19 protein-coding genes are annotated in these 24,820 nt (G+C 71.7%); 7 read left to right on the top strand and 12 right to left on the bottom strand.

The genetic code is table 11. The features are described 5' to 3' along the window. The first annotated feature begins 29 nt into the window (after nucleotides 1–29). Complete coding sequence (locus tag ACWGJ2_RS23920; protein ID WP_453348285.1) at nucleotides 30–1,046, top strand: LacI family DNA-binding transcriptional regulator; 1,017 nt, start codon at nucleotides 30–32, stop codon at nucleotides 1,044–1,046. A 25-nt stretch (nucleotides 1,047–1,071) separates the two neighbouring features. Here the strand turns inward: ACWGJ2_RS23920 and ACWGJ2_RS23915 are convergent, their stop codons facing one another. Next, nucleotides 1,072–2,271: an NAD(P)-binding domain-containing protein gene (locus tag ACWGJ2_RS23915; protein ID WP_453348234.1), complete on the bottom strand. Its 1,200-nt coding sequence runs from the start codon at nucleotides 2,269–2,271 to the stop codon at nucleotides 1,072–1,074. Nucleotides 2,272–2,353: 82 nt separating this feature from the next. Here ACWGJ2_RS23915 and ACWGJ2_RS23910 point away from each other — a divergent pair, with 82 nt between their 5' ends. Further along, a complete protein-coding gene (locus tag ACWGJ2_RS23910) occupies nucleotides 2,354–2,776 on the top strand; it encodes a secondary thiamine-phosphate synthase enzyme YjbQ (protein ID WP_453348233.1) in 423 nt (140 codons plus the stop codon). Nucleotides 2,777–2,954: 178 nt separating this feature from the next. Here the strand turns inward: ACWGJ2_RS23910 and ACWGJ2_RS23905 are convergent, their stop codons facing one another. The 3 genes from ACWGJ2_RS23905 to ACWGJ2_RS23895 all read right to left on the bottom strand — a co-directional run bounded on the left by ACWGJ2_RS23905 (nucleotide 2,955) and on the right by ACWGJ2_RS23895 (nucleotide 7,462). Then, nucleotides 2,955–4,571, bottom strand: coding sequence for a glycoside hydrolase family 43 protein (locus ACWGJ2_RS23905; protein WP_453348232.1), 1,617 nt, complete (start codon nucleotides 4,569–4,571; stop codon nucleotides 2,955–2,957). A gap of 29 nt (nucleotides 4,572–4,600) precedes the next feature. Then, the gene (locus ACWGJ2_RS23900) at nucleotides 4,601–6,253 is read right to left on the bottom strand and encodes a glycoside hydrolase family 27 protein (RefSeq protein ID WP_453348231.1); all 1,653 of its coding nucleotides are present in this window, start codon (nucleotides 6,251–6,253) and stop codon (nucleotides 4,601–4,603) included. Between the two features lie 375 nt (nucleotides 6,254–6,628). After that, the gene (locus ACWGJ2_RS23895; protein ID WP_453348230.1) at nucleotides 6,629–7,462 is read right to left on the bottom strand and encodes a PIG-L family deacetylase; all 834 of its coding nucleotides are present in this window, start codon (nucleotides 7,460–7,462) and stop codon (nucleotides 6,629–6,631) included. Nucleotides 7,463–7,687: 225 nt separating this feature from the next. On the opposite strand from ACWGJ2_RS23895, the gene ACWGJ2_RS23890 reads away from it, so the two are divergent. Together ACWGJ2_RS23890 and ACWGJ2_RS23885 are read left to right on the top strand one after the other, a co-directional pair. After that, on the top strand, nucleotides 7,688–9,259 hold the full coding sequence (locus tag ACWGJ2_RS23890; RefSeq protein ID WP_453348229.1) for an NAD(P)-binding domain-containing protein: 1,572 nt from the start codon (nucleotides 7,688–7,690) through the stop codon (nucleotides 9,257–9,259). Continuing rightward, a complete protein-coding gene (locus ACWGJ2_RS23885) occupies nucleotides 9,252–10,730 on the top strand; it encodes a class I adenylate-forming enzyme family protein (RefSeq protein ID WP_453348228.1) in 1,479 nt (492 codons plus the stop codon). The genes ACWGJ2_RS23890 and ACWGJ2_RS23885 overlap by 8 nt, the downstream gene beginning before the upstream one ends. 46 nt (nucleotides 10,731–10,776) lie before the next feature. Here the strand turns inward: ACWGJ2_RS23885 and ACWGJ2_RS23880 are convergent, their stop codons facing one another. From ACWGJ2_RS23880 to ACWGJ2_RS23865, 4 genes are all read right to left on the bottom strand, one after another. After that, nucleotides 10,777–12,357: an MFS transporter gene (locus ACWGJ2_RS23880; RefSeq protein ID WP_453348227.1), complete on the bottom strand. Its 1,581-nt coding sequence runs from the start codon at nucleotides 12,355–12,357 to the stop codon at nucleotides 10,777–10,779. Between the two features lie 67 nt (nucleotides 12,358–12,424). Further along, complete coding sequence (locus tag ACWGJ2_RS23875) at nucleotides 12,425–13,795, bottom strand: cytochrome P450 (RefSeq protein WP_453348226.1); 1,371 nt, start codon at nucleotides 13,793–13,795, stop codon at nucleotides 12,425–12,427. Continuing rightward, nucleotides 13,792–14,868: an alpha-hydroxy acid oxidase gene (locus ACWGJ2_RS23870; RefSeq protein WP_453348225.1), complete on the bottom strand. Its 1,077-nt coding sequence runs from the start codon at nucleotides 14,866–14,868 to the stop codon at nucleotides 13,792–13,794. Before ACWGJ2_RS23870 ends, ACWGJ2_RS23875 begins: the two co-directional genes overlap by 4 nt. Next, nucleotides 14,865–16,439, bottom strand: coding sequence for an NAD(P)-binding domain-containing protein (locus ACWGJ2_RS23865; protein ID WP_453348224.1), 1,575 nt, complete (start codon nucleotides 16,437–16,439; stop codon nucleotides 14,865–14,867). Before ACWGJ2_RS23865 ends, ACWGJ2_RS23870 begins: the two co-directional genes overlap by 4 nt. Nucleotides 16,440–16,501: 62 nt before the next feature. Here ACWGJ2_RS23865 and ACWGJ2_RS23860 point away from each other — a divergent pair, with 62 nt between their 5' ends. After that, a complete protein-coding gene (locus ACWGJ2_RS23860; protein WP_453348223.1) occupies nucleotides 16,502–18,046 on the top strand; it encodes an aromatic amino acid ammonia-lyase in 1,545 nt (514 codons plus the stop codon). On the opposite strand, the gene ACWGJ2_RS23855 is transcribed toward ACWGJ2_RS23860, so the two are convergent. The 3 genes from ACWGJ2_RS23855 to ACWGJ2_RS23845 all read right to left on the bottom strand — a co-directional run bounded on the left by ACWGJ2_RS23855 (nucleotide 17,952) and on the right by ACWGJ2_RS23845 (nucleotide 21,275). Beyond that, nucleotides 17,952–19,229 (bottom strand): sensor histidine kinase, encoded by a 1,278-nt coding sequence (locus ACWGJ2_RS23855; protein WP_453348222.1) that lies wholly within the window; start codon nucleotides 19,227–19,229, stop codon nucleotides 17,952–17,954. The genes ACWGJ2_RS23860 and ACWGJ2_RS23855 overlap by 95 nt on opposite strands. A gap of 56 nt (nucleotides 19,230–19,285) precedes the next feature. Continuing rightward, nucleotides 19,286–19,966, bottom strand: coding sequence for a response regulator transcription factor (locus ACWGJ2_RS23850; RefSeq protein ID WP_453348221.1), 681 nt, complete (start codon nucleotides 19,964–19,966; stop codon nucleotides 19,286–19,288). An 88-nt stretch (nucleotides 19,967–20,054) separates the two neighbouring features. Next, nucleotides 20,055–21,275 carry a metallophosphoesterase gene (locus ACWGJ2_RS23845; RefSeq protein ID WP_453348220.1) on the bottom strand — a complete coding sequence of 407 codons (1,221 nt, stop codon included), beginning with the start codon at nucleotides 21,273–21,275 and terminating at the stop codon, nucleotides 20,055–20,057. 13 nt (nucleotides 21,276–21,288) lie between these two features. Here ACWGJ2_RS23845 and ACWGJ2_RS23840 point away from each other — a divergent pair, with 13 nt between their 5' ends. Together ACWGJ2_RS23840 and ACWGJ2_RS23835 are read left to right on the top strand one after the other, a co-directional pair. Further along, entirely contained in the window at nucleotides 21,289–22,083 is a 795-nt protein-coding gene (locus ACWGJ2_RS23840; protein WP_453348284.1) for a MarR family winged helix-turn-helix transcriptional regulator, read from the top strand. Nucleotides 22,084–22,128: 45 nt separating this feature from the next. Further along, on the top strand, nucleotides 22,129–23,292 hold the full coding sequence (locus ACWGJ2_RS23835) for a TetR/AcrR family transcriptional regulator (RefSeq protein ID WP_453348219.1): 1,164 nt from the start codon (nucleotides 22,129–22,131) through the stop codon (nucleotides 23,290–23,292). Nucleotides 23,293–23,410: 118 nt separating this feature from the next. Here ACWGJ2_RS23835 and ACWGJ2_RS23830 read toward each other — a convergent pair whose 3' ends face one another. After that, nucleotides 23,411–24,619, bottom strand: a complete 1,209-nt coding sequence (locus ACWGJ2_RS23830; protein ID WP_453348218.1) for an oxygenase MpaB family protein — start codon at nucleotides 24,617–24,619, stop codon at nucleotides 23,411–23,413. Between the last annotated feature and the right edge of the window lie 201 nt (nucleotides 24,620–24,820).

Raw genomic sequence — 24,820 nt, 5'->3', positions numbered from 1 at the left:
TGTGCGTAGCATGAGCGCTCGTGGCGAGCATGGTAGGCATCAAAGACGTCGCACGGGCGGCCGGAGTGTCGGTCGGCACGGTCTCCAACGTGATCAACCGCCCGGCGGTGGTGGCGGAGGACACCCGGGACCGGGTGCAGGCGGCGATCCAGCAGTTGGGGTATGTGCGCAGCGAGTCGGCGCGGCAGTTGCGCGCGGGCCGCAGCCGGATCATCGCGCTGCTGGTGCTGGACATGGCCAACCCGTTCTTCGTTGACGTGGCGACGGGCGCCGAGCGCGCGGCGCGCGAGGCGGGGCTCGGAGTGATGCTGTGCAACAGCGCGCAGAGCCCGGTCGAGGAGGCCGACTACCTCTCCCTCTTCGCCGAGCAGCGCGTGCGCGGTGTCCTCATCACCCCCGCCGACACGACCGGCGGCAACCTCGCGGAGTTCCAGCGGCACGGCATCGCGTACGTCTCCGTCGACCGGGTCGTGCCCAGCGCCGAGGGCTGCTCGGTGTCCGTGGACGACGTGGCGGGCGGCGCCCTCGCGGCCCGCCACCTGCTGGAGCGCGGACACGACGGCATCGTCTACGTCAGCGGCCCGATGCACCTCAACCAGTGCCAGGACCGGCGCGCGGGAGTGGTCACGGCGCTGCGCGAGGCGGGGCTGGCGGAGGAGGACGCGCTGCGGCACATCGAGGCGGAGCGTCTTGATGTGGCGGCGGGCCGTGACGCGGGTGCGCGGTTGCTGGGGATGTCGCCGCGGCCTTCGGCGGTGTTCTGTGCGAACGATCTGCTGGCGCTGGGTGTGCTCCAGGCGCTCTACGGGGCCGGGGTGAGTGTGCCGGACGAGGTGGCGCTGGTGGGGTACGACGACATCGTCTTCGCCGCAGCCGCTGCCGTGCCCCTGACCTCCGTACGGCAGCCCGCGTACCGGATGGGGCGGGCAGCCGCTGACCTGCTGATCGAGGAGACGGGGGAGCGCGCGGAGTCCCACGAGCACCAGCGCATCGTGCTCCAGCCGGAGCTGGTCGTGCGCGAGTCGAGCATGTCCGGCAGGGGCTGAGCGGTCGGCGACGTGTGTCCGGCCGTCAGGCGACGGACTCCGGTACGGCCTCGCGTGCGAGCGGACGGGTGACCGTGCCGGTGTGCGCGACGCTGCCCGTACCCGTACCGGGGCTCGTACCCGTACCCGTACCCGTACCCGTACCCGTACCCGTACCCGTGCCCCCGTCGAGGAGTTCCCGCACCGCGCGCACGGCCGCGCGGCCCGCTCTGTTGGCGCCGATGGTGCTGGCCGAGGGGCCGTAGCCGACCAGGTGGACGCGGGGATCGCGCACCGCGCGCGTCCCGTCCAGGCGGATGCCGCCGCCCGGCTCGCGCAGCCGCAGGGGTGCGAGGTGGCCGACGACGGGGCGGAAGCCCGTGGCCCACAGCAGGGTGTCGGCTGCCATGTGTCGTCCATCGGCCCACTCGACCCCGTCCGCGGTGATCCGCTCGAACATCGGCAGCCGCTCCAGGACCCCCGCCTCTCGCGCGCGGCGCATCGCCTCGGTCATCGGCAGCCCGGTCACCGACACGACACTGCGCGGCGGCAGCCCGTCCCGCACCCGCTCCTCGACCATGGCCACGGCGGCGCGCCCCTGGTCCTCGTCGAAGGGACCCTCGCGGAAGACGGGCGGGCGGCGCGTCACCCAGGCCGTCGAAGCGGCCACCTCGGAGATCTCCAGCAGGTGCTGCACCGCCGAGGTGCCGCCCCCGACGACCACCACGCGGCGGTCCCGGAACAGCGGGGAGTCGGGCCCTGGGTAGCCCGCGGTGTGCAGTTGTCGGCCGAGGAAGTCTCCCTGACCGGGGAAGCGGGGCCAGAAGGGGCGGTCCCAGGTGCCCGTCGCGCTGATCACGGCGCGCGCCGACCACGTACCGGCCGAGGTCTCCACACGCAGCCGACCGTCCCCGTCCCCGCTCTCGCGCACGGCGCGCACATCGACGGGGCGCAGCACGGGGAGCGCGAAGGCGTGCTCGTAGGCGTCGAAATAGTCCCCGATCACCTCGGAGGACGGACGCGAGGGGTCCGCGCCGGTCAGCTCCATGCCGGGCAGGGCGTGCATGCCGTGCACCCTGCCGTAGGTCAGCGTCGGCCAGCGGAACTGCCAGGCGCCGCCGGGGCGCGGTGAGTGGTCCAGTACGACGAAGTCGCGGCCCGGCACGTATCCGGCGCGGCGCAGGTGGTACGCGCTGGAGAGACCGGCCTGTCCGGCGCCGATGACCACGACCGCAACATTGTTCATATTTCTACGAACCACCCGGACGCGCCGAACCTTCCCGGCGGGCGGGGAGCCGCAGGCGCGTGCCGGAGGGGAGGATGACGACATGACCGACGCACTTCAGACCCACGTCCTGCACGTCACCACCGGCTCGGGGGAGACCGTCGCCGACCTGACCCGCGAGTGCGAAGCCTTCCTCGGGCAGGCGGCGGGCGGTCGCGACGGGCTCCTCAACGTCTTCGTCCCGCACGCCACCGCCGGGATCGCCATCCTGGAGACCGGCGCGGGCAGCGACGACGACCTCCTCGCCGCACTGCGTGACCTGCTCCCGCCCGACGACCGCTGGCGCCACCGCCACGGCAGCCCGGGCCACGGCCGCGACCACGTCCTCCCCGCCCTCGTACCCCCGCACGCGACGCTCCCCGTGATCGCGGGGCGGCTGGAACTGGGGACGTGGCAGTCGGTGTGCCTGGTCGACACGAACGGTGACAACCCGGACCGCAAGGTGCGGTTGTCGTTTCTGGGGTGACGCGTGCCGACCGCGGGTGCGCGGTCCGGCCTCACCGAGCGGTCGAAGCGACCGCTCGGGTGACCCGTGATCTGCGGGCCGGCCGCCGTGAGGTGTGCGAGCGCGGCGGGCAGGATCGCCGCGCCCGCGCCCGCGCTCGGGACCACTCTGAACCGCACCAGTCCGGTACGCGGGACGGTCAGGGCGTGGTCAGCTCGAACCGTGCCACCCGGACGCTGCCTCCCAGCGCCCGGGTGGCATGGTTGAAGACGGCGTAGCGGTAGCCCATGAAGAACTGCCAGGCGTTCTTGAGGGTGAAGGCGGGGCCGAGCCGGCTGAAGTTGCCGCCGTCGGTGCTGTAGGAGAACACGGCCTGCCGGCCGCTGCCGGGCCTGATGTCGGCGTGGACGCGCAGCCAGATCCGGCTGCCCGCGAAGCCCGCGCCCGCGCGCTCGGTTCCGGTGCCGGTGGTGTTCCAGTTGTCGTCCATGGTCAGACCGTCGACCATCGCCACGCGCGTCGTACCTCCGTCGCGCTTGAGGCCGATCCAGGCGGAGGAGTCGCGCAGCATGGCGAGACCCGCCCGGTCGCCGTCGGCCATCTGGGCGAAGTCCAGCTCGATGGTGGCGGTGGAGGCGGGACCCTGGATGCGGTGGGTGAGGGTGTTACGGGCGGCGTAGAGGTCGCCGGTCACCGTCGCGGTGCGCAGGGTCAGTCCGTCGCCGACCGTGAACCTGCCGGTGTCGGGGTTGTGGTTCCACTCCCACCGAGGGCCGAGCCGGGTGCCTTGGAAGGTGTCGACGCCGGTCATCGGCGCGACCGGGCGCGGCGGCAGCGGCGCGGCGTACGACTGGCCCCAGGCGCCGTTCACGAGCTGGAGGGTGGGCCAGCCGTCCCACGTCCAGGTGATCGGGGCGAGCGCGGGGACGCGTCCGCCGGGGTAGGCGTCGATGAAGGCCAGGTAGTGCCACTGGCCGTTCGGAGTGCTGACCAGCCCGCCCTGGTGCGGCACTCCGCCGCCGGAGATCGGTCCGGGAAGATCGAGCAGCACCTGCCGCATCTGGTACGGGCCGAAAGGGCCGGACGTGGACTTCAGGATGTACTGGCCGTTGGCCGGGCGGGTGAGGAAGATGTAGTAATTCCCGTTGATCTTGTAGAAGCGGGCCCCTTCCAGGACGCCGACGCTCGACGGGGTGGTGAACACCTGCTGGGAGCGGACCTGGGTACGGGCGTCCGGCGAGAGCTGGGCGACGTGGATGGCGGTGTTGCCGTACGCCACGTACGGCGTGTCGTCGTCGTCGAAGAGCAGGCCGGCGTCGAAGTAGACGTTGTTGAGCGTAGTGTGCCGGTTCCAGGGCCCCTCCGCCGACGGGGCGGTGTAGAGGTACGTACGGGCGAAGTCGATCTGCCCGATCCAGTAGAAGGTGCGGTTGCTGTTCCGGTAGCCCAGGGACGACGCCCAGATGCCGCGGACGTAGCCCCGGCCGCCGTTCAGGTCGTACTTGTCGCCGAAGTCGAGCACCGGCACCGAGTGGCCGGCGAACTCCCAGTTGACCAGGTCGTAGGAGCGGAGGATCGGGGCGCCCGGCGAGTAGTGCATCGTCGACGCGGAGTAGTAGTAGGTGTCGCCGACGCGGATGACGTCGATGTCCGCGAAGTCCTGCCACAGTACGGGGTTCGTGTACGTCGCTTGCTGGGCCTGCGCGGCGTGCGCGGCCTGCGCGACGGGTGCCGCGGGCAGCGCCGCCGCGGCGGCCAGGCCGGTGGCGGCCGTGAGCGTCCTCCGGCGGCTCCAGGGATTCAGCGGGTCGGGCACGGGGGTCGGCCTCCTCGGTCATGTCGGGGTCAGCTACGGGTCCACCGCTGGTTGGCCTGTCCATTGCACGTCCACAGGATGAGCCGCGAGCCGTTCGCGGTGGCCGCGCCGTCGACGTCGAGGCACAGCCCGGCGTGGACGTTGCGGATGGACCCGTCGGCGGCGAGGGTCCACTTCTGGTTGGCCTGTCCGTTGCACGGCCAGGTGACCACGCGGGTGCCGTTGGCGGTCCCCTGGTTCTCGGCGTCCAGGCACTTGTCGCCGTAGACGCGGATCTCGCCGCCCGCCCAGGTGGTCCACGACTGGTTGGCGGCGGTGTGGCAGTCCCAGATCAGGACGGCGGCCCCGGCAGCGGTGGAAGAGTTGTCGACGTCCAGGCAGCGGCCGGAGCCGGTGCCGCGGATACGGGAGGTCTCGGCGGCGAGCGGGGTGCCGCCGGTCACCCGGAACGCCGTCACGCCGTGTGCCGGTACGCTCGCGGTGATCTGGCCGCCCGTGGTCGACGTGGCGCCGGTCCACAGGTCGGTGAGGGAGAAGGGGCCGCCGGTGAGGCCGATCTGCTCGGCCGAGGTGCTGAGCGTGGCGGTGCTCCCGCCGCGGTTGAACAGACCGACGGCTACCGAGCCGTCGGACAACGGCTTGGCGAACACCTCGGTGGCGCCGTCGTCGCGCACCCGTCGGCCGCCCGCGCCCAGTGGGTCCTGGTTCACCGTCAGCAGCCGCTGGTTGCGCAGGATCGCGCTGACGTCGGCGGACATCGTGCGGATGTCGTTGCCCGCCATCAGCGGTGCGGCCATCAGCGCCCACAGCGTGAAGTGCGACCGGGACTCGGTCGTCGTCAGCCCCGGCCTGCCCACGACCAGCATGTCCGGGTCGTTCCAGTGGCCGGGCCCGGCCTGCGCGGCGAGCGGGGCGTTGACGTCGACGACGTTGCCCACGCCCATCGGGTAGCTGTTGACGTTGCCGTTCTGCCAGATGTCGAGCAGGTCCTCGGTGGTGCGCCACAGGTCGGCGACCTGGCCCCAGTTGTACGTGGCGCCGGTGGGCGTGTGGAAGCTGTTGGGGTTGATGCTGTAGACGATGGGCCGGCCGGTGGCCCGCAGGGCGTCCCGCATCAGGGAGAAGCGGGCGACCTGCTCCTCGCGGGTGCCGGAGGGGGAGCACCAGTCGTACTTGAGGTAGTCCACGCCCCAGGAGGCGAAGGTGCGGGCGTCCTGGGCCTCGTGCCCCATGCTGCCCGTCGAACCGGGGAAGGTGCCGACGCGCTGGGCGCAGGTGCGCTCGGTGGGCACCTGGTAGATGCCGAACTTCAGGCCGCGGCTGTGGATGTAGTCGCCCAGCGCCTTCATACCGCTGGGGAACTTGTCCGGGTGCGCGCGCAGGTTGCCCTGGGCGTCGCGCTGCGGGTCGAACCAGCAGTCGTCGACCACCACGTACTCGTAGCCGGCGTCCCGCATGCCCGAGCCGACCATCGCGTCCGCCGCCTGGCGCACTGCGGCCTCGTCGACGTCGCAGCCGAAGCTGTTCCAACTGTTCCAGCCCAGCGGCGGGGCGAGGGCCGGACTGCCGGGCGCGGCCACGGCCGCGGCCACCGGCTGGTACGGCGCCGTGGCGGACAACGTCAGCACCGCTGCCGCCACCGCGAGCAGGCGGACCAGTCGCCTTCGCGATCGGGTAAGCATTACCGCTCCTTCCGCCGCGCCCGTCCCACGGGTCTCGCTCGCCCCGGGGCGGGAGGTGCACTGCGGTTGTCGGGTGTTCAGCAGGTGGAGTTGGAGCTGGTCTGTGCCGGTGCTCCCAGGGACGGACCGGACCTAGGAGCGCTGGAGCGGGAATCGTCGGTGGGTGCGATCGTTTGGAAGCGCTCCCACGTTCGAGATATCGAACTGCTGCCGAAAATTCGAAAGGGTCGATGCGCAACGTAGCGACGCGCCGGGTCGTCGTCAACGAGTCAGGAGTGGCGGCCGATGGCGGAAATGCCGTCAGCCGCCACATGGGAAACTACTGTTGTCCGGTGAGACCGCTGAGGACAGCGTTCACCACCGTCCAGCGGCGGATCAGCGCAATCCGGCGAAGAGATCGTTCTCGGGCACGGGCGCGCCGGTGGCGTCCTTGACGCGTACGAAGGTCTCCATGCCCATCAACTCGCCGAACCGCTCCTTGCCCATCTTCAGGAAGAAGATGTTCTCGCCCTGACTGGCGTGCGCGGCCAGCGAGTCGAACTTCTGGTCGCTGAACGGGGTGGTGTCCACCCACGTGGTGATCTCTTCGTCGGGGAGGCCGATCTCGGCCAGCGCGGCGGTCTCGGCGGGGTCCGGCTCCGGCATGTCCTCGTGGAACTCGCGCATGATCTCGCCGAACCGCCGCATTCCCGAGTGGGGCATCGTCGTCCAGTACACCTTCGGTGTCAGCTCGGTCATCTCCAGCGCCGCCATCGTGATGCGGTGGGCCTGGATGTGGTCGGGGTGGCCGTAGAAGCCGTTCTCGTCGTAGGTGACGACCACATCGGGGCGGTAGCGCAGCATGAGTTCCGCGAGTCGGGCGGCGCCCTCCTCCACGGGGGTCTGCCAGAAGGAGTCGGGGGCGTCGTTGCTCGGCCAGCCGATCATGCCGGAGTCGGCGTAGTCCAGCGTCTCCAGTGCGCTGATCTTCAGGACCTCGCAGCTCTCCTTGAGCTCTTGACGGCGCATCAGGGCGACGGCCGCCGGATCGTGCCCGGGTTCGCCTGGCTTGACGCCTCCATGCCCGTCACCGCAACCGCCGTCGGTACACGTCACGAGAACCGTGCGGATGCCCTCCGCCGCGTACCGCGCGAGGACCCCTCCGGTACTGGTGGCCTCGTCGTCGGGGTGGGCGTGCACAGCCATGAGTGTCAAGGGCCTGTCGGTCATGGAAGGGTCCTCCTGCGGAAACGTGTCTGGTCCGGGTGCGCGGTGGTCGTGCCGCGCCTCCCGGCCGGTGCAACCGCGCCGGCCGGGCCGGATGTTCCCGGTCCGCGGCCCCTTTCGTCCGCCGTGGTGGGCTTGTGCCCCGACCATCGGAGGAGACGGGCCCAGCAGTGCGGTACGCCACCGAATCTCAGAGCCCTCTGATTTCGTGTCACTACCGTCCCGCCCATGGTGCGCGACTATCTCATCATCGGGGCCGGTCCGGCCGGACTACAACTCGCCGCTCTGCTGGAACGCGACGGGCGCGACTACACCGTCCTGGAGCGGGGGAGCGGACCGGGGACGTTCTTCACCCGGTACCCCCGCCATCGGCGGCTGATATCGATCAACAAGGTGCACACGGGTTTCACGGACCCGGAACTCAAGCTGCGCATGGACTGGAACTCGCTGCTCAGCGACGACCCGGAGCTGCTCTTCACCCGGTACAGCGAGCGCTACTTCCCGCTGGCGGACGACCTGGTGCGCTATCTGGCCGACTTCGCGGCACGCAGCGGCGTGCGCGTCGAGTACGGGACCGATGTCGTAAGGGTCTCCCGCGCTGACGGCGTCTTCACCGTCCTCGACGACGACGGACGCACCTGGCAGGCCAGGCGGCTCGTCGTGGCGACCGGCGTCTCCCGGCTCTATGAGCCGCCCATCCCCGGCATCGAACTCGCCGAGCGCTACGACACCTTCGACACCGACCCGGCGTCCTTCACCGACCAGCGGGTGCTGGTCATCGGCAAGGGGAACTCCGCGTTCGAAACCGCCGACGGTCTCGTGGAGAAGGCCGCGGTGATCCACGTCGCAGGCCCGCACTCCGTCAGATTCGCCTGGAAGACCCACTACCTCGGGCATCTGCGCGCGGTGAACAACAACTTCCTGGACACCTACCAGCTCAAGTCGCAGAACGCGGTGCTCGACGGCACCGTGGAGAGCATCGAGAAGGCCGACGACGGCGGCTTCCGGGTGATGCTCCGCTACGCGCGGACCACGGAACCGCTGCGCGAACTGCACTACGACCGGATCATCGCCTGCACCGGCTTCGGCTTCGACGCGTCCGTCTTCGACGAGACCTGCCGCCCCGCGCTCGTCATCAACGACCGGTTCCCCGAGCAGACCTCGTCCTTCGAGTCGGTCAACGTACCGGACCTGTACTTCGCCGGAACCCTGACGCAGCAGCGGGACTTCAAGAAGTCCACCAATGGCTTCATCCACGGGTTCCGCTACGCGACGCGTGCCCTGCACCGCATCCTGGGCGCCCGCCATTCCGACACCCCCTGGCCGGCGCGGACGCTCGCCGCGACACCGGAGGCGATCGCCGACGCCGTCATCGGCCGTGTCAACCGCTCGTCGGCCCTGTGGCAGCAGTTCGGGTTCCTCGGCGACGTGGTCACCGTCGACGGTGTGGACGACGTGGACGGTGCGGACGGCGACCGTGCCGTGTACCAGGAGGAGGTACCGCTCGACTACGTCACCGACGGCGGCCTCGGGCCCGCCGCGCACCGGTTCGTCGTCGACCTGGAGTACGGAGCCGAACACGACCGGACCGACCCGTTCGACGTGGGTGTCCCGCGCGTGCTCGAGAACGACGTCGACCACGCCATGGACTCCACGTACCTGCATCCCGTCGTCCGCCACTACCGGGACGGCGTACTCGCCGGGACACACCACCTCGCGGAGAACCTGGAGAACGACTGGAACCTGCCGGCGGTCCACCGGCAGCCGCTCACCGCGTTCGTGAGGAAGAGCCTTGGCTGAGCCCTTCCCCGGCCCCGTACTCGACCTCCTCGAAGCGGCGGGCGACCGTACGGTCTTCGAGCACGCCGACCAGGAAGTCTCGGGAGCCCGGCTCCTCGGCATGGTGCGGCGCGCGGTGAACGGCCTGCGGCAGCACGGTGTCGGGCCCGGCGACGGCGTCGCCATGCTGCTGGGGGTGAGCCCCGGCGCGTTCGCCGCGATCATCGCGGCGCACGTCGTCGGGGCCCGTGTCGTCGGGCTGCGGCCCGGCCTGACCGGGCCGCAGCGGGAGCACCTCCTGCGGGACGCCGGAGTGTGGATCACCGACCGGCCCGACGGCCTCGGCACCCGCGAGACCGGGACCGGGGCGGGAACCGGGGCCCGGACCGGGACCGTCCTCGCGCTCGACGGCCTGTTGTCGGCGGAGGACGACGGCGTACGGGCACGGGTCCTGGCGCGGCCCGAGGACGTCGCCCGGCTCCTGCACACCAGCGGCAGCACCGGCGTCCCCAAGGCGTGCGCGCAGACCTACGCGGCGATGACCGCGGGCTGGGCGCACCGCCCTGACGCCTGGCCGCCCGCCGTCCGACAGCTCGCCGGGCGCCTGGACCGGTTCCTGGTGTTCGGCACCCTGGCCAGCCAGGTGATGATGGAGTACGGGCTGCTGGCACTCACCGCGGGCGGCACCCTGGTCACCGCCGACCCGCCGGCCTTCCCCGACGCCCTGGTGCGGCACCGTGCGACCGCGAGCGTCGTCACGGTGGCCCGGCTGACGAAACTCGTGGCGGACCAGCGCGAGTCTCCGGTGGACCTCGGCGGCCTGCGCGCGCTGATGGTGTCCGGGTCACCGCTGGAGCCGGGACGGCTGCGCGAGGCCGTCGAGACGCTCGGCCCGGTCGTCTTCCACGGCTACGGGCAGACCGAGACCGGCATGATCTCCATGGCAGCGCCCGGGGAGCCGCCGGGCTCCCTCGGGGTTCCGCCCGTCGAGCTGGAGATCCGCGACGCCTCCGGCCGCCCGGTCCAGCAGGGGACCGAGGGCGAACTCTTCGTCCGTACCCCCGCGCAGTGCTCCGGCTACTGGCGGGAGCCCGCCCTCACGGCTGAGGTGTTCTCCGACGGGTGGGTGCGCACCCGCGACCTCGGCCGTCTCGACGCGTCGGGGCGGCTGTGGCTCACGGGACGGGCCCGTGATGTGATCATCGTCGACGCCAACGTGTACTACGCCGGACCCGTCGAGCGGCTGCTCGCCGTCCATCCCTCGGTGGCCGAGGCGTACGTCGTCGCCGTGCCCGACGACAGTACGGGCGAGGCCGTCCACGCCTTCGTCGTACCCTCGGCCGGTCGTACCCCGGACCTCGGCGAACTGCGCGCGCTGGTGGCGGCGGACCTGGGCGAGGCATGCGCTCCGACCCGGCTCACCCTCATCGGCGAGGTACCGCTCACGGCCGCGGGGAAACCCGACAAGCGGCGTCTCGCGGCCGGAGACTAGCGGTACGGGCCCCGCCGCGCGGGGCGATGCCATCGACGCCGCCGCCTCATGGCACCGTGCCCTCCTTGTCCGGCGCGGGCGTCGCGGGCGTCGCGGGCTCGGCCTTCTCGGCGGCGGGGACGGCTTCGCCGCGTACCAGGTCGTCGAGCTCGGCGTCCAGCGTGGCGTCGTCGTCATGCTGGGCAGTGGACTGCGGGTCGCTCCCGCGGAGGGCGACGGCCGCCCCCGCCACGGCCGTGGGGAGAGCGACGAGCACCGCTGCGGTCCGCATGCCTCCCGGCGCGGAGAGGACCAGCGCGATGAGAGGGGGCCCGAAGGCTCCCCCCGATTTGCCGACCGCCGCGGCCCAGCCGCCGGCGGTCCCCCGGATGGCCACGGGGTAGACCTCGGCGGTATAGGGGCCGATGAGCGCGATGACGCCGGCGGTTCCGGCGAACAGGAGCATCACGGCGGTCAGGAGGACGGGACGGCTGCCGTCCATCCCGACGACGGCCAGAGTGAGCAGCGCGGCGACGGTGAGGGCCGCGTACACGACCATCGTGCCCTTCGCCGACCAGCGCATGTAGAGCCACGCGGCCACGACGCAGGTGGGGACGGACAACAGCGACGAGATGAACAGCAGCGTGGCGGCGGACATGCCCTTTCCGCCCGATGCCTCCAACTGGCTGGGCAGGAAGGTGATGAAACCCCAGTAGACGAGGCCCCAGGCGAGTGCGTAACCGCTGACGACCAGTGTCTTGACCGTCTGAGGGCGCTTGAACAGGGTGGCGGCGGGGACGCGTCCCGGCTGTGCCTGCTGCGCTGTGAAGGCGGCCGATTCCGGAATCCACCGGTTCAGTCCGATCAGGATCAGGACCAGCGGGAGCTGTGCGAACCACAGAACGCGCCACCCGCTCAGCGGGACCAGCACGGCGGCCAGTCCGGCGGCCGCCATGTAGCCGCCGGTGGTGGTGAGCCCGGCCTGGAGCACCATGATGCCCGCGCGCCGGCCGGGCGGCAGACTCTCGGTCATCAGGGCGTAGACGACGGGCAGCATGCCTCCGGCCGCTGTCCCCATCAGGGCGCACATGACCAGGACGCCGCTGAAGGTCGGCATGGCGCCGCACACCGTCGTGCCGAGGAAGAGAAGGGACGCGATGAGGATCGTGGCCCTGCGCCCGATACGGTCGGCGGCACGGCCCCCCAGAAGCGATCCCAGTACGGTGCCGCTGAGCGCCACCGTGGGCAGCCACGAGACCTCGGCGGCGCTGAGGTGGAACTCGGTACGCATGCCGGGCTGGATGAACGCCAGAGTGGCGGGTTTCATCTGGTCCACCATCAGCGCGAAGCTCAGAACCGCGATGAGACCGTGCCGGCTCGCCCGGCTCGTCCCGGCCGGGGCCGCGGTGGCCGCGGGACCCGCTCCAGGAGGCTGCACGACCGCGAACCCGGAGATCACCACGCCCACGACGATGGCGGCCATGGCGGCCCACATCACCTCCGACATCCCCCCCATGGCCATGTGGAATCCCATGGACGCGGAGTCGACGAACATCCACACGTGCTGGCCGACGCCGGCGCTCGTGAGGGCGACGCCGGTCCAGAACATCCAGGGCCGGGGTATCAGCGAAGCTGATTGCGCGGGCACGGTCAGTTCTCCGCTCTGGAGAAGAGCTGACGCGCCGGGACGAACGTGGGGTGGTGCTCCGTGCGTGTCATCCGTTCCCTCTTCCGGGGTGGGGGACCGGACAGCGTCCGGCCCGCTGTTGTTCGTCGAAGTACCGTGCCGCCGGGCGCCGTCGGCGGGCATGCAGGACCATGACCGTGCCGAGCACCAACTGGCGTACGCCCCGGGTGACGTCCTCCACCCCGTCCCGCAGCCGGACGAAGGTCCGCAACGCGTTCAGACGGCGGGGCGCGGGGTTCAGGCCGCGCGGGATCAGGAGGCACGGCGCCCGGTGCGGAATGGAGCGGGTGTGCGCGGCCGTCGTGTCCAGCCGGAACCGGGCCAGCACCTCGCGTACCGCGGCGCGCAGCACGAGCGGCGAGATCCGCCAGGCCGGACAGGGACGGTTCGCCGCCATGCCGTACGGGATGTGGTGGGCGTCCTTGGCGGTCAGGCGGGTCCAGCGGTCCGGGTCGAACACGTCGGGCCGTTCGTATCCGGTGGCGTGGTAGTCGGGGTAGCTGAAGCACACCACGGACCCGGCCGGCAGCACCGTCGCTTCGTCGAGCGGGATGTCACCCGTGGTGATGCGGTGGGCGATGCCGAACAGCGGGTACAGCCGCATCGTCTCGTCGAGCACCCGCGTCAGATACCGGTCGTCCTCCGGATCCGCGGCCAGGCGCTGCTGCACCCGCGGGTGGTGGGCGAGGGCGAACAGTACGTGCGCGGTCGCCTCGGAGAGCTGCACGACCGCCGTGTTGAAGAGGGTCCCTTGCAGATAGTGCACCTGCTCCGGCAGCGACAGGGAAGCGGGCAGCCGGTGCGGTACGTGGCCTGCCTCGACGCGGTCCCGCAGATAGGCGGTGAGCCGGGCCCGGCGCCGTGGGTGGCGCAGGCCGGTGCACTTCAGCGCTGTGACCACGTCATCGGCGTGCGCGGTGATCAGGTCCCTGGCATGCGGCGGGCACCGCTCCTGGAAGACCAGCTCGTAGCAGAACTCGGCCCACGCGGGCATCACCAGGTCCCGCAGCCGTACGAGGCTGATCCGCGTGTCCGGCAGCGCGTCCAGCGCACCGGCGACGGCGCGGGTGGCCGCCGCCGTGAGATCGGCCGAGTTCCCGGCGAGGACGCTCCGCGTCGTCGCGGCCACGTCCTCGTAGCGTTCGCCTGGCTCCAGGTGCTCCTGGTGCACCTCGGGCCCCGGCGCCAGCCAGTACCAGAACAGGTCGGACAGCCCAGCGCCCTCGCTCCGCCCGTCCGCCGACGGGTGGGCGTAGACCCGCTCGAACACCTCGGGGCCGTGGGTGGCGTTGGGCAGGGTCACCACACGGTCGCCGTTGACCTTCTCGAAGATGCGTACGCGCAGTGCCACCACGGCGCGCGGCAGCCACCACTCCCGCGTCCTCGCCCTGCCCGTCACCGCGCCCCCGCCCCGCCGTTCCGTACGACCATGTCGGCCGTCAGATCGGCGTTCCGGCGCCCGCCGCACAGGGCGAGCGTGTGGTCGTACTCGTCGCGCAGTGTCGCGAGGACCCGCCGTACCCCCGCCTCCCCCTCGGCGGCCAGACCCCACACCACCGGGCGTCCCACGCCGACGGCGCTCGCGCCCAGCGCGAGCGCCACCGCGACATCGCTGCCCCGGCGCACCCCTCCGTCGAGCAGGACCGGCACCCGGCCCGCGACCGCCTCGGTGACGGCGGGCAGGCAGTCAACGGCGGCCGGGACCGCGTCGCACTGGCGGCCCCCATGGTTGGAGACGATCACCCCGGCCGCACCGTGCTCGACGGCCAGCTTCGCGTCGTCAGGATGCAGAACTCCCTTGACCAGAACGGGAAGTGAGGTGCCGCGCACAGCCTCGGCGAGGTCCGGCCAGCGGACAGACGGGGACATGGGGATGGGGGTGAGCGCGTCCGGTCCGGCGCCGGGCAGGCCGCGCATGTTCTCCGCGGCGAACCCGGGCGGCAGATCCGTGAACCCGTTGCGCAGGTCTCTGGTGTGCCGCCCGAACACCGGCGAGTCGACGGTGACCACCAGCGCGGTGCAGCCCGCTTCCTCGGCGCGCCCCACGAGCGCCCGGGTGACCTCCCCGCGGGGGTGCAGATACAACTGGAACCACACGGTCGGCTGGGGTGCCGCTTCGCGCGCCGCGGCGACGACGTCGAGGACCGCGGTGGTCGCGGCCGTCCCCGTCACCAGGACGGCACCCTCGGCCGCGGCGGCACGGGCCGTGGCCCGCTCGCCGTCCCGGTGCACCAGCCGGTGGAAGGCGGTGGGTGCGACGAGCACCGGTGCCGCCTGCCGGGCGCCCGGCAGATCGACGGCGGTGTCCCGCGTCTCGCTGCCGCTCAGCACCCTCGGCAGCAGCGCGTACCGGTCGAATGCCTTCTCGTTGTCGGCGAGGACGCGTTCCTCGCCCGCGCCGCCCGCCACGTAGTCGTAGGGAATCGGACCCAGTACCTTCCGTGCTCTGTGGCGCAGTTCCCGGAGGGTCACGGCGCCACCGGGGTGGCCGGGCTCCGGTGCGCGGTGAGGAAGGCGTCCAGCGGGGCGCGGTGGACCTCCTCGCTGTCCCACTCGTTCTCCAGGTTCTCGGTGAGGTGGTGCTCGGCGACGAACTCGCCGTCCCGGTACCAGCGGACGACCGGATGCAGATACCGTCCGTCCAGGCCCGACACGTCCTGCTGGGACTTGCGTCCCGCGGTGACGTCGAAGGGGTCCACCCGGTCGTGGTCCTCCCCGTACTCCAGGGTGATCACCGCGTAGGCCTCCACCTCGCCGAAGTCCCCGGCGCGCACGGCGCCCGGCACATGGCCGACGGGCACCTCCTCGGCGTAGCGCAGCGTGCCGTCCGGGGCGAGGAGCAGCAGGTCGCCGAGGACGGCGAACTGCTGCCACAGCGCGGAGGACCGGTTGACGCGGGCGATCACCGCGTCGACGGCACGCTCCATGGAGTCCCCGAGCACCGTCGTCGGCCAGGGCACCCCGTCGTGGTGCTGCCGCAGCCCGCGGTGCAGTGCCCGCACCGCGTAGCGGAAGCCGTGGATGAAGCCGGTGGTGGACTTTCTGAAGTCACGGCCCTGCATCAGCGTCCCCGCGAAGTACAGGCCCGGCACGTTGACCGACTCGCCGAGCGGTGTCAGCTCCGGGAAACGGCCGTCGATGATCACGTCAGGGGCGCAGGTGTCGTCGAAGATCGAGCCGTCGAACCGGAAGCCGGTCGCGAGGATCACCCGGTCGTAGCGGATCTCCTTGACCACCTCGTTGACCCGCTGGAAGGAGACCGGCACATGGAAACCGTCCTGCTCCTTCCTGATGGCGAGCACCCGGCCGTCGAGGAGGGCGTTCTGCGACTTCAACTGGTAACTGTCCAGGAAGTTGTTGTAGACCGCGCGCAGGTGTCCCACATAGTGCGTCCGCCAGGCCATCTTCAGCGAACCCGAGCCGACGACGTGAATGACCGCCGCGGTCTCCATCAGGTTCTCGGCCGTCTCGAACGCGGAGTTGCCCCGGCCGACGATGAGCACCCGCTGATCGGTGTAGGACTCCGGATCGGTGTCGATCGTGTCGTAGCGCTCGGCCAGTTCGGCGCCCGGGAACGACGGCAGGTTCGGCACGGGCACCCCGGTGGCGACCACCAGACGCCGTGCGCGCCACGCCTTACCCGTGTGGTCGGTGACGGTGAAGCCCTCGCCGTCGCGGGAGATCTTCTCGACGGTGGTGTCGTACCGCACGCGCACCCCGGTCCGGGAGGCGAAGTCCGACAGGTAGCGCACGAGATCGTCGGCCGCCGGGAAGTAGCGGCGGCTGTACCGGGTGAACAGCAGCTCCGGGTCGTCGCTCAGCAGGGAGTTCCAGTCCATCCGCAGCCGCAGCTCCGGATCGTCGTACCCCGTGTGCACCTTGTTGTTGGAGATCAGATAGCGGTGCCGGGGGAACCGGTGGAAGAACGTGCCCGGACCACTGCCGCGCTCCAGCAGGACGTAGTCCGCGCCGTCCCGCTCCAGGAAGGCGGCGAGTTGCAGTCCGGCGGGCCCCGCACCAATGATCAGGTAGTCATGGGTCATGCCCCGGAAGCTAGCCACCGGATTTCAGAGCGCTCTGAGATTCCCCGCCTATGGTCCCGGACGTGCTCACCACTACCGACAGCGTCTCACTCGCCGACCCCCCGGACTCCGCGGCGCTGCGCCGCGCGGCGACCCCGTTCACCCTCAGCGTGGACGCCGAGGCCCGGGCGCGGCTGGACCGCGGTCGCCGGTTCCTCCACGGCCTGCGGCACGGTGAGGGCGGTGGCAGCGCCGGTGACCCTCCCCGTATCTACGGCGCCACCACCGGATTCGGCGCACTCGTGGGCTACGCGGGGCGTCCCGACGAGGCGGACCAGTGCGACAACACCCTGGCCCACCTCGGAGCCGGTCATGGCCCGGATCTCCCGCACGACATCTGCCGCGCCGCCCTCCTGCTGCGCACCTGGTCCCTCGCCCAGGGCGTTTCCGGAGTGTCGGCGGAGGTCGTCGACCGGCTCGCCGCGATGTTCGCCACGACCTTCTCGCCCGCCGTCCCCCGCTACGGCTCCGTCGGCGCGAGCGGCGACCTGATCCCGCTCGCCTACGCCACCCAGGCACTGCGCGGCCGGGGGCACGCCTACGTGGACGGCCGCCGCATGCCGGCCGACGAGGCACTGACCGCCGCCGGGCTCCGTCCGCTCGCTCTCGACGGCCGCGACGCGCTGGCCCTCGTCAACGGCACCTCCGTCACCACCGCGGCGTTGGCACTCGCCCGCGACACCGTCCGCACGGCGCACCGCTCACTCATGGCCCTCACCTGTCTGCTGGCCGACATGCTCGGCTGCGAGCCCGGCTTCCTCGACGGGGACCTGCTGCGCGTCCTCGGCCACACCGGCGCGATCGACGTCGGCGCGCGGATACGCGAGACGCTCACCGGCATCGTCCCCTCCGGCACCCGGCCGCTCCAGGAGCCGTACAGCATCCGCTGCGTCCCGCAGTTGCTCGGCGCCGCCGAGGACGCGCTGCGCTACGTCGACGGAGTGGTCGCGGCGGATCTCGGCGGCGTCAGCGACAACCCGCTGTTCTTCCCCGACGGCGAGGAGGAGAAGGGAGAGGGGAAGGGAAAGGGAAAGGTGGTGCACGGCGGTAACTTCTTCGGGCAGCCCGCCGCCTTCGCCGCCGACCTGCTCGCCTCCGTCACCGCGCAGTTGGGCAACCTCGCCGAACGGCAGCTCGACCTGCTGACCGATCCGGCGCGCAACGGAGGGCTGCCGCCGATGCTCGCCACCGCACCGGGCCTGCAACACGGTCTCCAGGGCGTACAGCTCGCCAGCACCGCGCTCGTCACGGAGATCCGCCGCAACGCGACACCGGCCGGCATGCAGAGCCTCCCGACGAACCTGCACAACCAGGATGTCGTGCCGCTCGGCACCCAGGCGGCCCTGCGCTCCTACGACATGGCCGAGCTGCTCGGCCTGCTGTCCGGCTCGCTCGCGCTCGGTCTGCGCCAGGCCGTGCACGTCGGCGCCCGCCGCCCTACCGCGCCCCGCTGCGCGGAACTCCTCGACGCTCTCATCGAGGTGATCCCTCCGGTCGAGCCGGACCGTCCGTTGGACGCGGACGTCCGAGCCGCGGCACGCCTGCTAGCCGCGCGCGAACTGCCATGACCGGGCCCGCAGGGGCCGGGACGACGGGCAGGGGCGCGTACTCCGGCAGTTGGATGGTGAAGCGGGCGCCGCGGCCCGGATGGCCGGTCGCGGCGACCGTGCCCCGGTGGCGCGTGACGACCTCCCGCAGCAGCGCGAGCCCCAGCCCGTACCGCCCGCCGTCCCCACTGCCACGGTGGAACCGCTGGAAGAGCTGTTCCACCGTGGCGGGGTCGAAGCCGGGCCCGGTGTCCGTGACGGCCAGCCCGACCATGCCGGCCGAGCGCGACAGCGTCACCTCGATCCGTCCCCCGGCCGGGGTGTGCCTGATCGCGTTGGACAGCAGCTCACCGATGGCGCGACGCAGCGCGGACTGTATGCCGTCGACGAAGAGGGGATGCGGCGGACCGTCCACGACGACGGTGAGGCGACGGACCCGCGCCCGGTCCGACTCCTCGGCCACCACAGCGCGGGCCAGCGCGACCAGATCGACCGGCCGCCGCTCCGAAGGGCGTGCCGGGCCCGACGCGAGGCTCGCGGACAGCAGCAGGTCGTCGAGCACCTCACCGAGCCGCCCTGCCGAGGCGACCAGCCGGGCCAGCCCTTCGCGATGCGGGGCCGGCAGATCCTGGTCCGCCGCCTGCCGGGCCAGCACCTGTGCCCGCGTGTGCACCTGCGTGATAGGTGTGCGCAGCTCGTGACTGGCGTCCATGACGAACTGATGCTGCCGGGTGAGGGCCTCCGCCAGCGGGGCCACCGCCCGTCGTCCGAGGAGCGCCCCGGTGACGGCCGCGGCGAACAGCCCCAGCAGTTCGGCCACACCCAGCGCGAACCACAGATGATTACGGTCGGCCAGCTGGAAGCGCATGTCGAACACCGCCTGTACCACGTCCCCGTCCGGCCGGACCTGCGTGCGCACCAGGTAGACCGTGTGGTCACGTTCCACGGTACGCTCCACGGCCTCGTGGGTGCCGCGCACTTGGTTCACGTCGGCGCGCAACGGGAATCCGTCCGGGGCGTTGGACAGGGGGGCCACGCCGGGCGCGAACAGCCAGGTGCACACCGGCGGGCTGGTCAGATCGCCGTAGCCCGCGCCGTAGCGCAGCTCACGCCACACCTGGCCGTTCTGCGCGTGCACCATCACCGCGTGCGCGACGCCGCCGACGACGGTGATCAGCAGCGTGATGATCGCCCCGGTGATCACGGCGATCCGTATACGCGCCCGGCGGACCGGCGCCCACTCGGCCGACGCCGACGGTCTCACAGCGCGCCCAGGCGGTAACCGAGACCGCGGACGGTGCGCACGACCTGTCGGCCGAGCTTGCGGCGGAGGTAGTAGACGTAGGTGTCGACGATGGATGAAGCGGGCGCCTCCTGGAACACCAGTCGGCGCAGCTCCGCCCGCGAGTGCACGGTCGTGGGCCGCGAGGCGAGCGCCCACAGCAACGCGAACTCCCGGGCGGCGAGGGCGACCTGCTCGCCGTTGGCCAGCTCGACCTCCCGGCGGCCGACGTGCAGATGTGCGGAGCCGATCCTGAGTACGTCGGTGGCGTCGAGCGCCCGTCGGCACAACGCCCGTAACCGTGCGCTCAGTTCGTCCAGCTCGAACGGCTTGACGAGGTAGTCGTCGGCACCGGCGTCCAGTCCGTCGACGCGGTCGTGCACCGTGCCCATCGCCGTCAGCAGCAGTACCGGCGTGCGGACGGCGCGGGACCGTAACCGGCTCATGAGGTCGAGGCCGTCGAGCGCGGGCAGGCGCCGGTCGACGACGAGCACGTCGTACTGCCGGGAGAGGCCGAGGTGCAGGCCGCGCTGGCCGTCGGTGGCGACGTCGACCCTGTATCCCTCGTCCCGAAGTGCGCCGGACAGCATGTCGGCCAGTTCCCGGTCGTCTTCGACCAGCAGCAGCTGCCAAGGGTTCTGCGAGTGTCTCTGCGCCACAGTCCTACTCCCCTCGCCCTCCCCGCAACCCCTGTCAACGCCCCCGCGCGGGAGGGGGTTCCCGGACGGGCGACACGAGAGGACAGCCCTACGATGCGGCGGACCGCTGCGGGGAGCGCAGTACGAGCAGGGTGATCTCGCTGGGCGCGAAGACGCGGAAGGGCGGGCCCCAGAAGCCGGTGCCGCGGCTGGTGTAGAGGAGGGTGCGGGGCCCGTGGTGGCTGAGACCGGCGAGGGCAGGCTGGTCGAGGCGTACCAGGTGGTGGAAGGGCCAGATCTGGCCGCCGTGGGTGTGGCCTGAGAGCTGGAGGTCGATGCCGTGGGCCGCCGCGCGGTCGACGAACTTGGGCTGGTGGGCGAGGAGGAGGACGGGGAGGTCGGGATCGGCGCCGTGGAGGGCTCCGTCGAGGTGGGCGCGGTGGCCCGCCAGCCCGGAGGACTCGGCGGTGACGTCGTCGACGCCGGCGACCACGAGGGTGTCGCCGCCGCGTTCGAGCAGCAGGTGGCGGTTGCGCAGCGGCTCCCAGCCCAGCTCGTCCATCAGGTCGACCCAGCCCTGGGCCTCGCTGTAGTACTCGTGGTTGCCGGTGACGTAGACACGGGCCCGGGTCGCCCGCACGGTGCCCAGCGGGGCGGCCTGGGCGCGACGGCGTTCGGCCGTGCCGTCCGCGATGTCGCCGGTGTGGCAGACCAGGTCGGCTTCCAGGGTGTTCACCGTCTCGCAGACCCGCGCCGACCAGCGGGCGCGGTCGAGCGGACCGTAGTGGGTGTCGGTGATCAGGGCGACTCGGGTGCCGTCCAACCCGGCGCCCAGGCGCGGGAGTCGGACATCCAGTCGGCGTACGCGCGGTACGCGTCGGGCCTCGGCGTACCCCCAGGCGAGCAGCACGGCGGCTACGCCGAGGACCGCACAGGTGACGATGCGCGCCCGGTCCTGTGCGTCGCCGACACCAGCCACGGTCAGGGCGAGCCGCAGCAGGACGCCGAGCAGGACGGACCAGGTGAACAGGACCCAGATGCCGCCCAGCAGCGTGTCACCGACGATCGCAGCCCGGTCCCGCTGGCGCCGTCCGTGGCCATGCATCATCGCGAGCGGCATGCCGATCAGGCCGAGGGCGAACAGTGCGGTGCCGGTCAGTGTGACGGGGAGCGGCCAGTGCTGGCCGGTGTGCAGGAGCACCCAGCACGGCACGGCCCACAGCAGGACGGGGGCGATCATGGGGAGGTAGCGCATCAGGCGCCGCAGTCGGCTCGGTGGCGCCTCCTGCGCTCTGTCGGCGTCGGGTCGGGTGTCGCTGGTCTCGGTCACGCTTGCCCTCCTGATGTCCTGTCCGGCGGTCCCGCTCCGGCCTCAACCGCCGGAGCCGCTCGGAGGCTCATTGTCCGCCGTCGCGCCAAGAACCTTCCCCCGGCCCCGGGCGAGCCCGCTCCTGGGGCGCCAGGGCCTGCGGCCTGGGGGTGTCCAGCGCGTGCCCATGGGATGCCGGGCAGGGGGACTCGATACGCCGCTCCGCATGACAGGGAGTGCTGTCGGCGAGAGTGACGCTTGGCGGGCGGGCCTCCTGCTCCGGCAGGTTCACCAGCGGAAACACCAGGCGGTCGATTCCGCGCCGGCTTCGCTCGGTATCTCGATGTCCCGGTACGTGGTCCTGCGGGCGGTGACCGAGCGGCCCGATTCCCCGGCGCACGATCTCGCGGTACGCACGGGCCAGACGGACCAGTCCCTCGGCGCGCTCGTCCGGCGGCTGACCGACAGCGGCCTGGCGGAGCGGACCTCGGGTCCTGGGCGGGTGCACCGCCATCCTCGGCATGGCGCCCGCCGAACTGCGCAGGCGCAACCTCATCACGCCGGAAGAGCTGCCCTGCCGCACCGGACTGCTGGACCGCTCGGGCAACGCCCAGAGCCCGAGGCGGCGGACCTGCGTGCCGCGCTGGTGCCCGCCCTCGTCGGGCGCGCCAGAGTCTCCGCGACGATCGCGGCGGCCGCGGTCCTCACCGCACTGGTGATCCACGCGGCTCGCCGCCCCCCGCCGTCCGGGGGAGACGGCCCGACGGCATACCGCTGTCGAGCAGCGCTGATGAGGCGGCCCGGGGCCCGCCCGGCTGTGGTTGACTGAGCGGCATGGCCCCGTATCCGTGCTCGTCCGTTCGTCCGGTCGTTCATGAGCGCTGAGCCGATCTCCGCCGCTCGCCCCCGCAATCGCAGGCAGCTCATCGTCGAGGCGGCGGGCCGGCTCTTCAGCGAGCGCGGGTACCACGCGGCGTCCATGGAGGAGATCGCCGCCGGTGTGGGCATCACCGGCGCGGCACTGTACCGCCACTTCCCGAACAAGTACGCGCTGTTCGCCGAGTGCGCCCACGCCATGGTGGACCGGCTCGTCGCCGCGCTCGACGAGCTGCCGTCCGACGCGGACCCGGCGGAGGTGTTCACCAGCCTCATCCGGGTCACCGTCGCGCATCGCGCGTCGGGCGGCGTGTACCGATGGGAGGCCAGATACCTCAACCGCGAGGACAGCAGGCTGCTCCGGGCGAAGTTCGGCAGCCTGATCGGGCGGGTCACCGAGGCGGCGGGGCACGAGGACTCGGCGCCCGGCGGGCGGTTGCGGGTCGTGGCGGCTCTCGGTGCGATCGGGTCCCTCACGATGCACCGGACGTCCATCGCTCAGCACCGCGTCGAGGAACTGCTGCTGGCGTGCGCCCTGCGCGTCGTCGGGACCGCCCCCGAACCGGCCGGGGGGAGCGGGCGTTCCGTCGAGCTGCCCGCGCTGCCTGTGCCGCGCTCGCGGCGTGCGGAGATCCTCGCGGCCGCCGTCCCGCTGTTCGCCCGGGACGGCTTCGCCAATGTCACGAACGGCCAGATCGCGAAGGCGGTGGGGATCGCCCCGTCCGCGCTCTACCGTCACTACCCCGGCAAGGCCGACATCCTGGCGGCGGCCTGCCTCCAGGCCGCCGGGCTGCTGGCCCAGGCGGTGGACCGGAGCCTGAAGGGCGTGGCCGACGCGCGGGACGCCGTCGCGGCCCTCGCCGCGACGTATGTGGCGTACAGCTTCGAGCACACCGCCCTCACGCGCGTGGCCGAAGCCGAGTTCGTCGGGCTGCCGGCCGAGCTGCGGGGCCCCTTGGTGCTGGCGCAGCGTGAGCACATCGCTGTATGGGAGCAGCAGTTGAGGCTGGCCCGACCCGAACTGGACCCGCGTCAGGCCCGCGTTCTCGTGCACGCGGGGTTCGGTGTGGTGGTCGAGGCCGGGCGGAGTCTGCGCTGGCGGGACGGCCCTGAGAACCGTGCCGTCGTGACCGGGCTGGTCGTGAGCGCGCTGGGGCTTTGACCGCGCGGAGGGACCGGGCGGATGCCGGATGCCCGTCCTGCGGCGGGTGTGCCGTGGGACGGGCATCCGTGTGACCGGCCGCCCGGTGGCGGGCGGGAGGTGACAGGCGGCGGGTGGTTCAGGAGCTGGGCCTGTTCCCCGTCGGGATGACGATGGGGGTGGTGGTCCCCGAGGAGCCGTTGTTGAGGAACGCCATGGCCAGGGCGCGGACGAACTGGTCGAACATGTAGAAGGCGCCGGGCGCGACGGGCGAGAGGCCCTCGCGGAACTTGATGAAGGCGGGCCACACGGTGCGGATCAGGGTCTGTGCGCCGGGGTCCCGCTTCAGTCCCAGCCAGTCGCCGATCTCGTCGCTGAGGACATAGCGCACGAACTCGTTGAGGAATCCGCGTGTGACACCGAGGTCGACCTGGGAGGGCAGGCTGAGCAGGTCCTCGGCCAGTTCGATGCCCTCGGTCGTCGGGGCGAGGATCGGGGTGAGCACCTGACGCGACTGCTCTTCCGCGTCGGCCCACGACTTGGGGATGTACTCGTCCCGTACGCCGAGCAGATGCAGCGCGACCTGCCAACTGTGCAGGAAGGCGTCCTGGTCCGCGGCCGGGAACGGGACCTTCCAGTCGAGCAGCTTCCTGCGCACGTAGGTGCCCAGACTGTGGAAGGTGACGAGGATGTCGGCGTTGCTGATCGGGATGTCCTGGTCCGCGCCCGACGTCCAGTGGGGCGACTGGGGCAGCAGATGGCGCACCGCGGCGTGCACCAGACGCGTCTTGTTCGCGGTGACGACGAACTGGCCCGACGGTTCGAACCCCTTCAACTGGGCCAGGTCGTAGCCGAACGTGAAGGTCTTGGCCGCGCGGTCCTTCATGTCGGCGCCGCCCGCCGACCAGTAAACGCTCCGGGCCTCCCGCGGGATGACGGTGCTCATGATCCCGCTGCCCAGGCCGTAGAGCAGGAAGAGGTAGGTGTCCTTGCGCCGGTTGAAGTCGGCCGCGCGCGCCAGCTTCGCCTGGTCCGCCCAGGAAGGGAGTGTGTTGACCTTCCGCAGATACGCGGTGAGGTCGGCCGGGAAACCGGTGGGCAGCGGGTCGTTGTTGTTCACCCATGACGCCATGGCGGTGTTGACCGCGGGAACCTGGCCGTTCTCGATGAGGGAGACCAGCAGCCGGTCCACCTCGTCGTCCCACACGTATTCCGGGTCGGTGCCCGTGCCGGTTCCGGCAACCGATCCCTTCGGCGACCACGCCCACGCGTCGCTGGTGCCCGCCGCGCCCACGAGGCCCAGTGCGGCACCGAGCGTCAGTACCTTTCTGCGGCTGAGATTGCTCATTAACTTGCTCGCTTTCCTGGTAGGACGTACGTCGCAACGTGCCGTGTCTAGCTCGCAGTTGACGTTGCCGACAGCGGTCGGCGCTGTTTCCAGGATGTGATTTCTGATTAACATAGCGATGCGTGTCGCCGTCGACAAGGGTGGTGACAAGAGCAGTGGCAAGAGGAGTGCGGGGCGGCGGGCACGGGCATCGTCGCGGGG

It is taken from the genome of Streptomyces sp. NPDC054796 (assembly GCF_053611545.1).
Note: the sequence above shows the minus strand (reverse complement) of the source record. Positions and strands in the feature narration are given on the sequence as shown.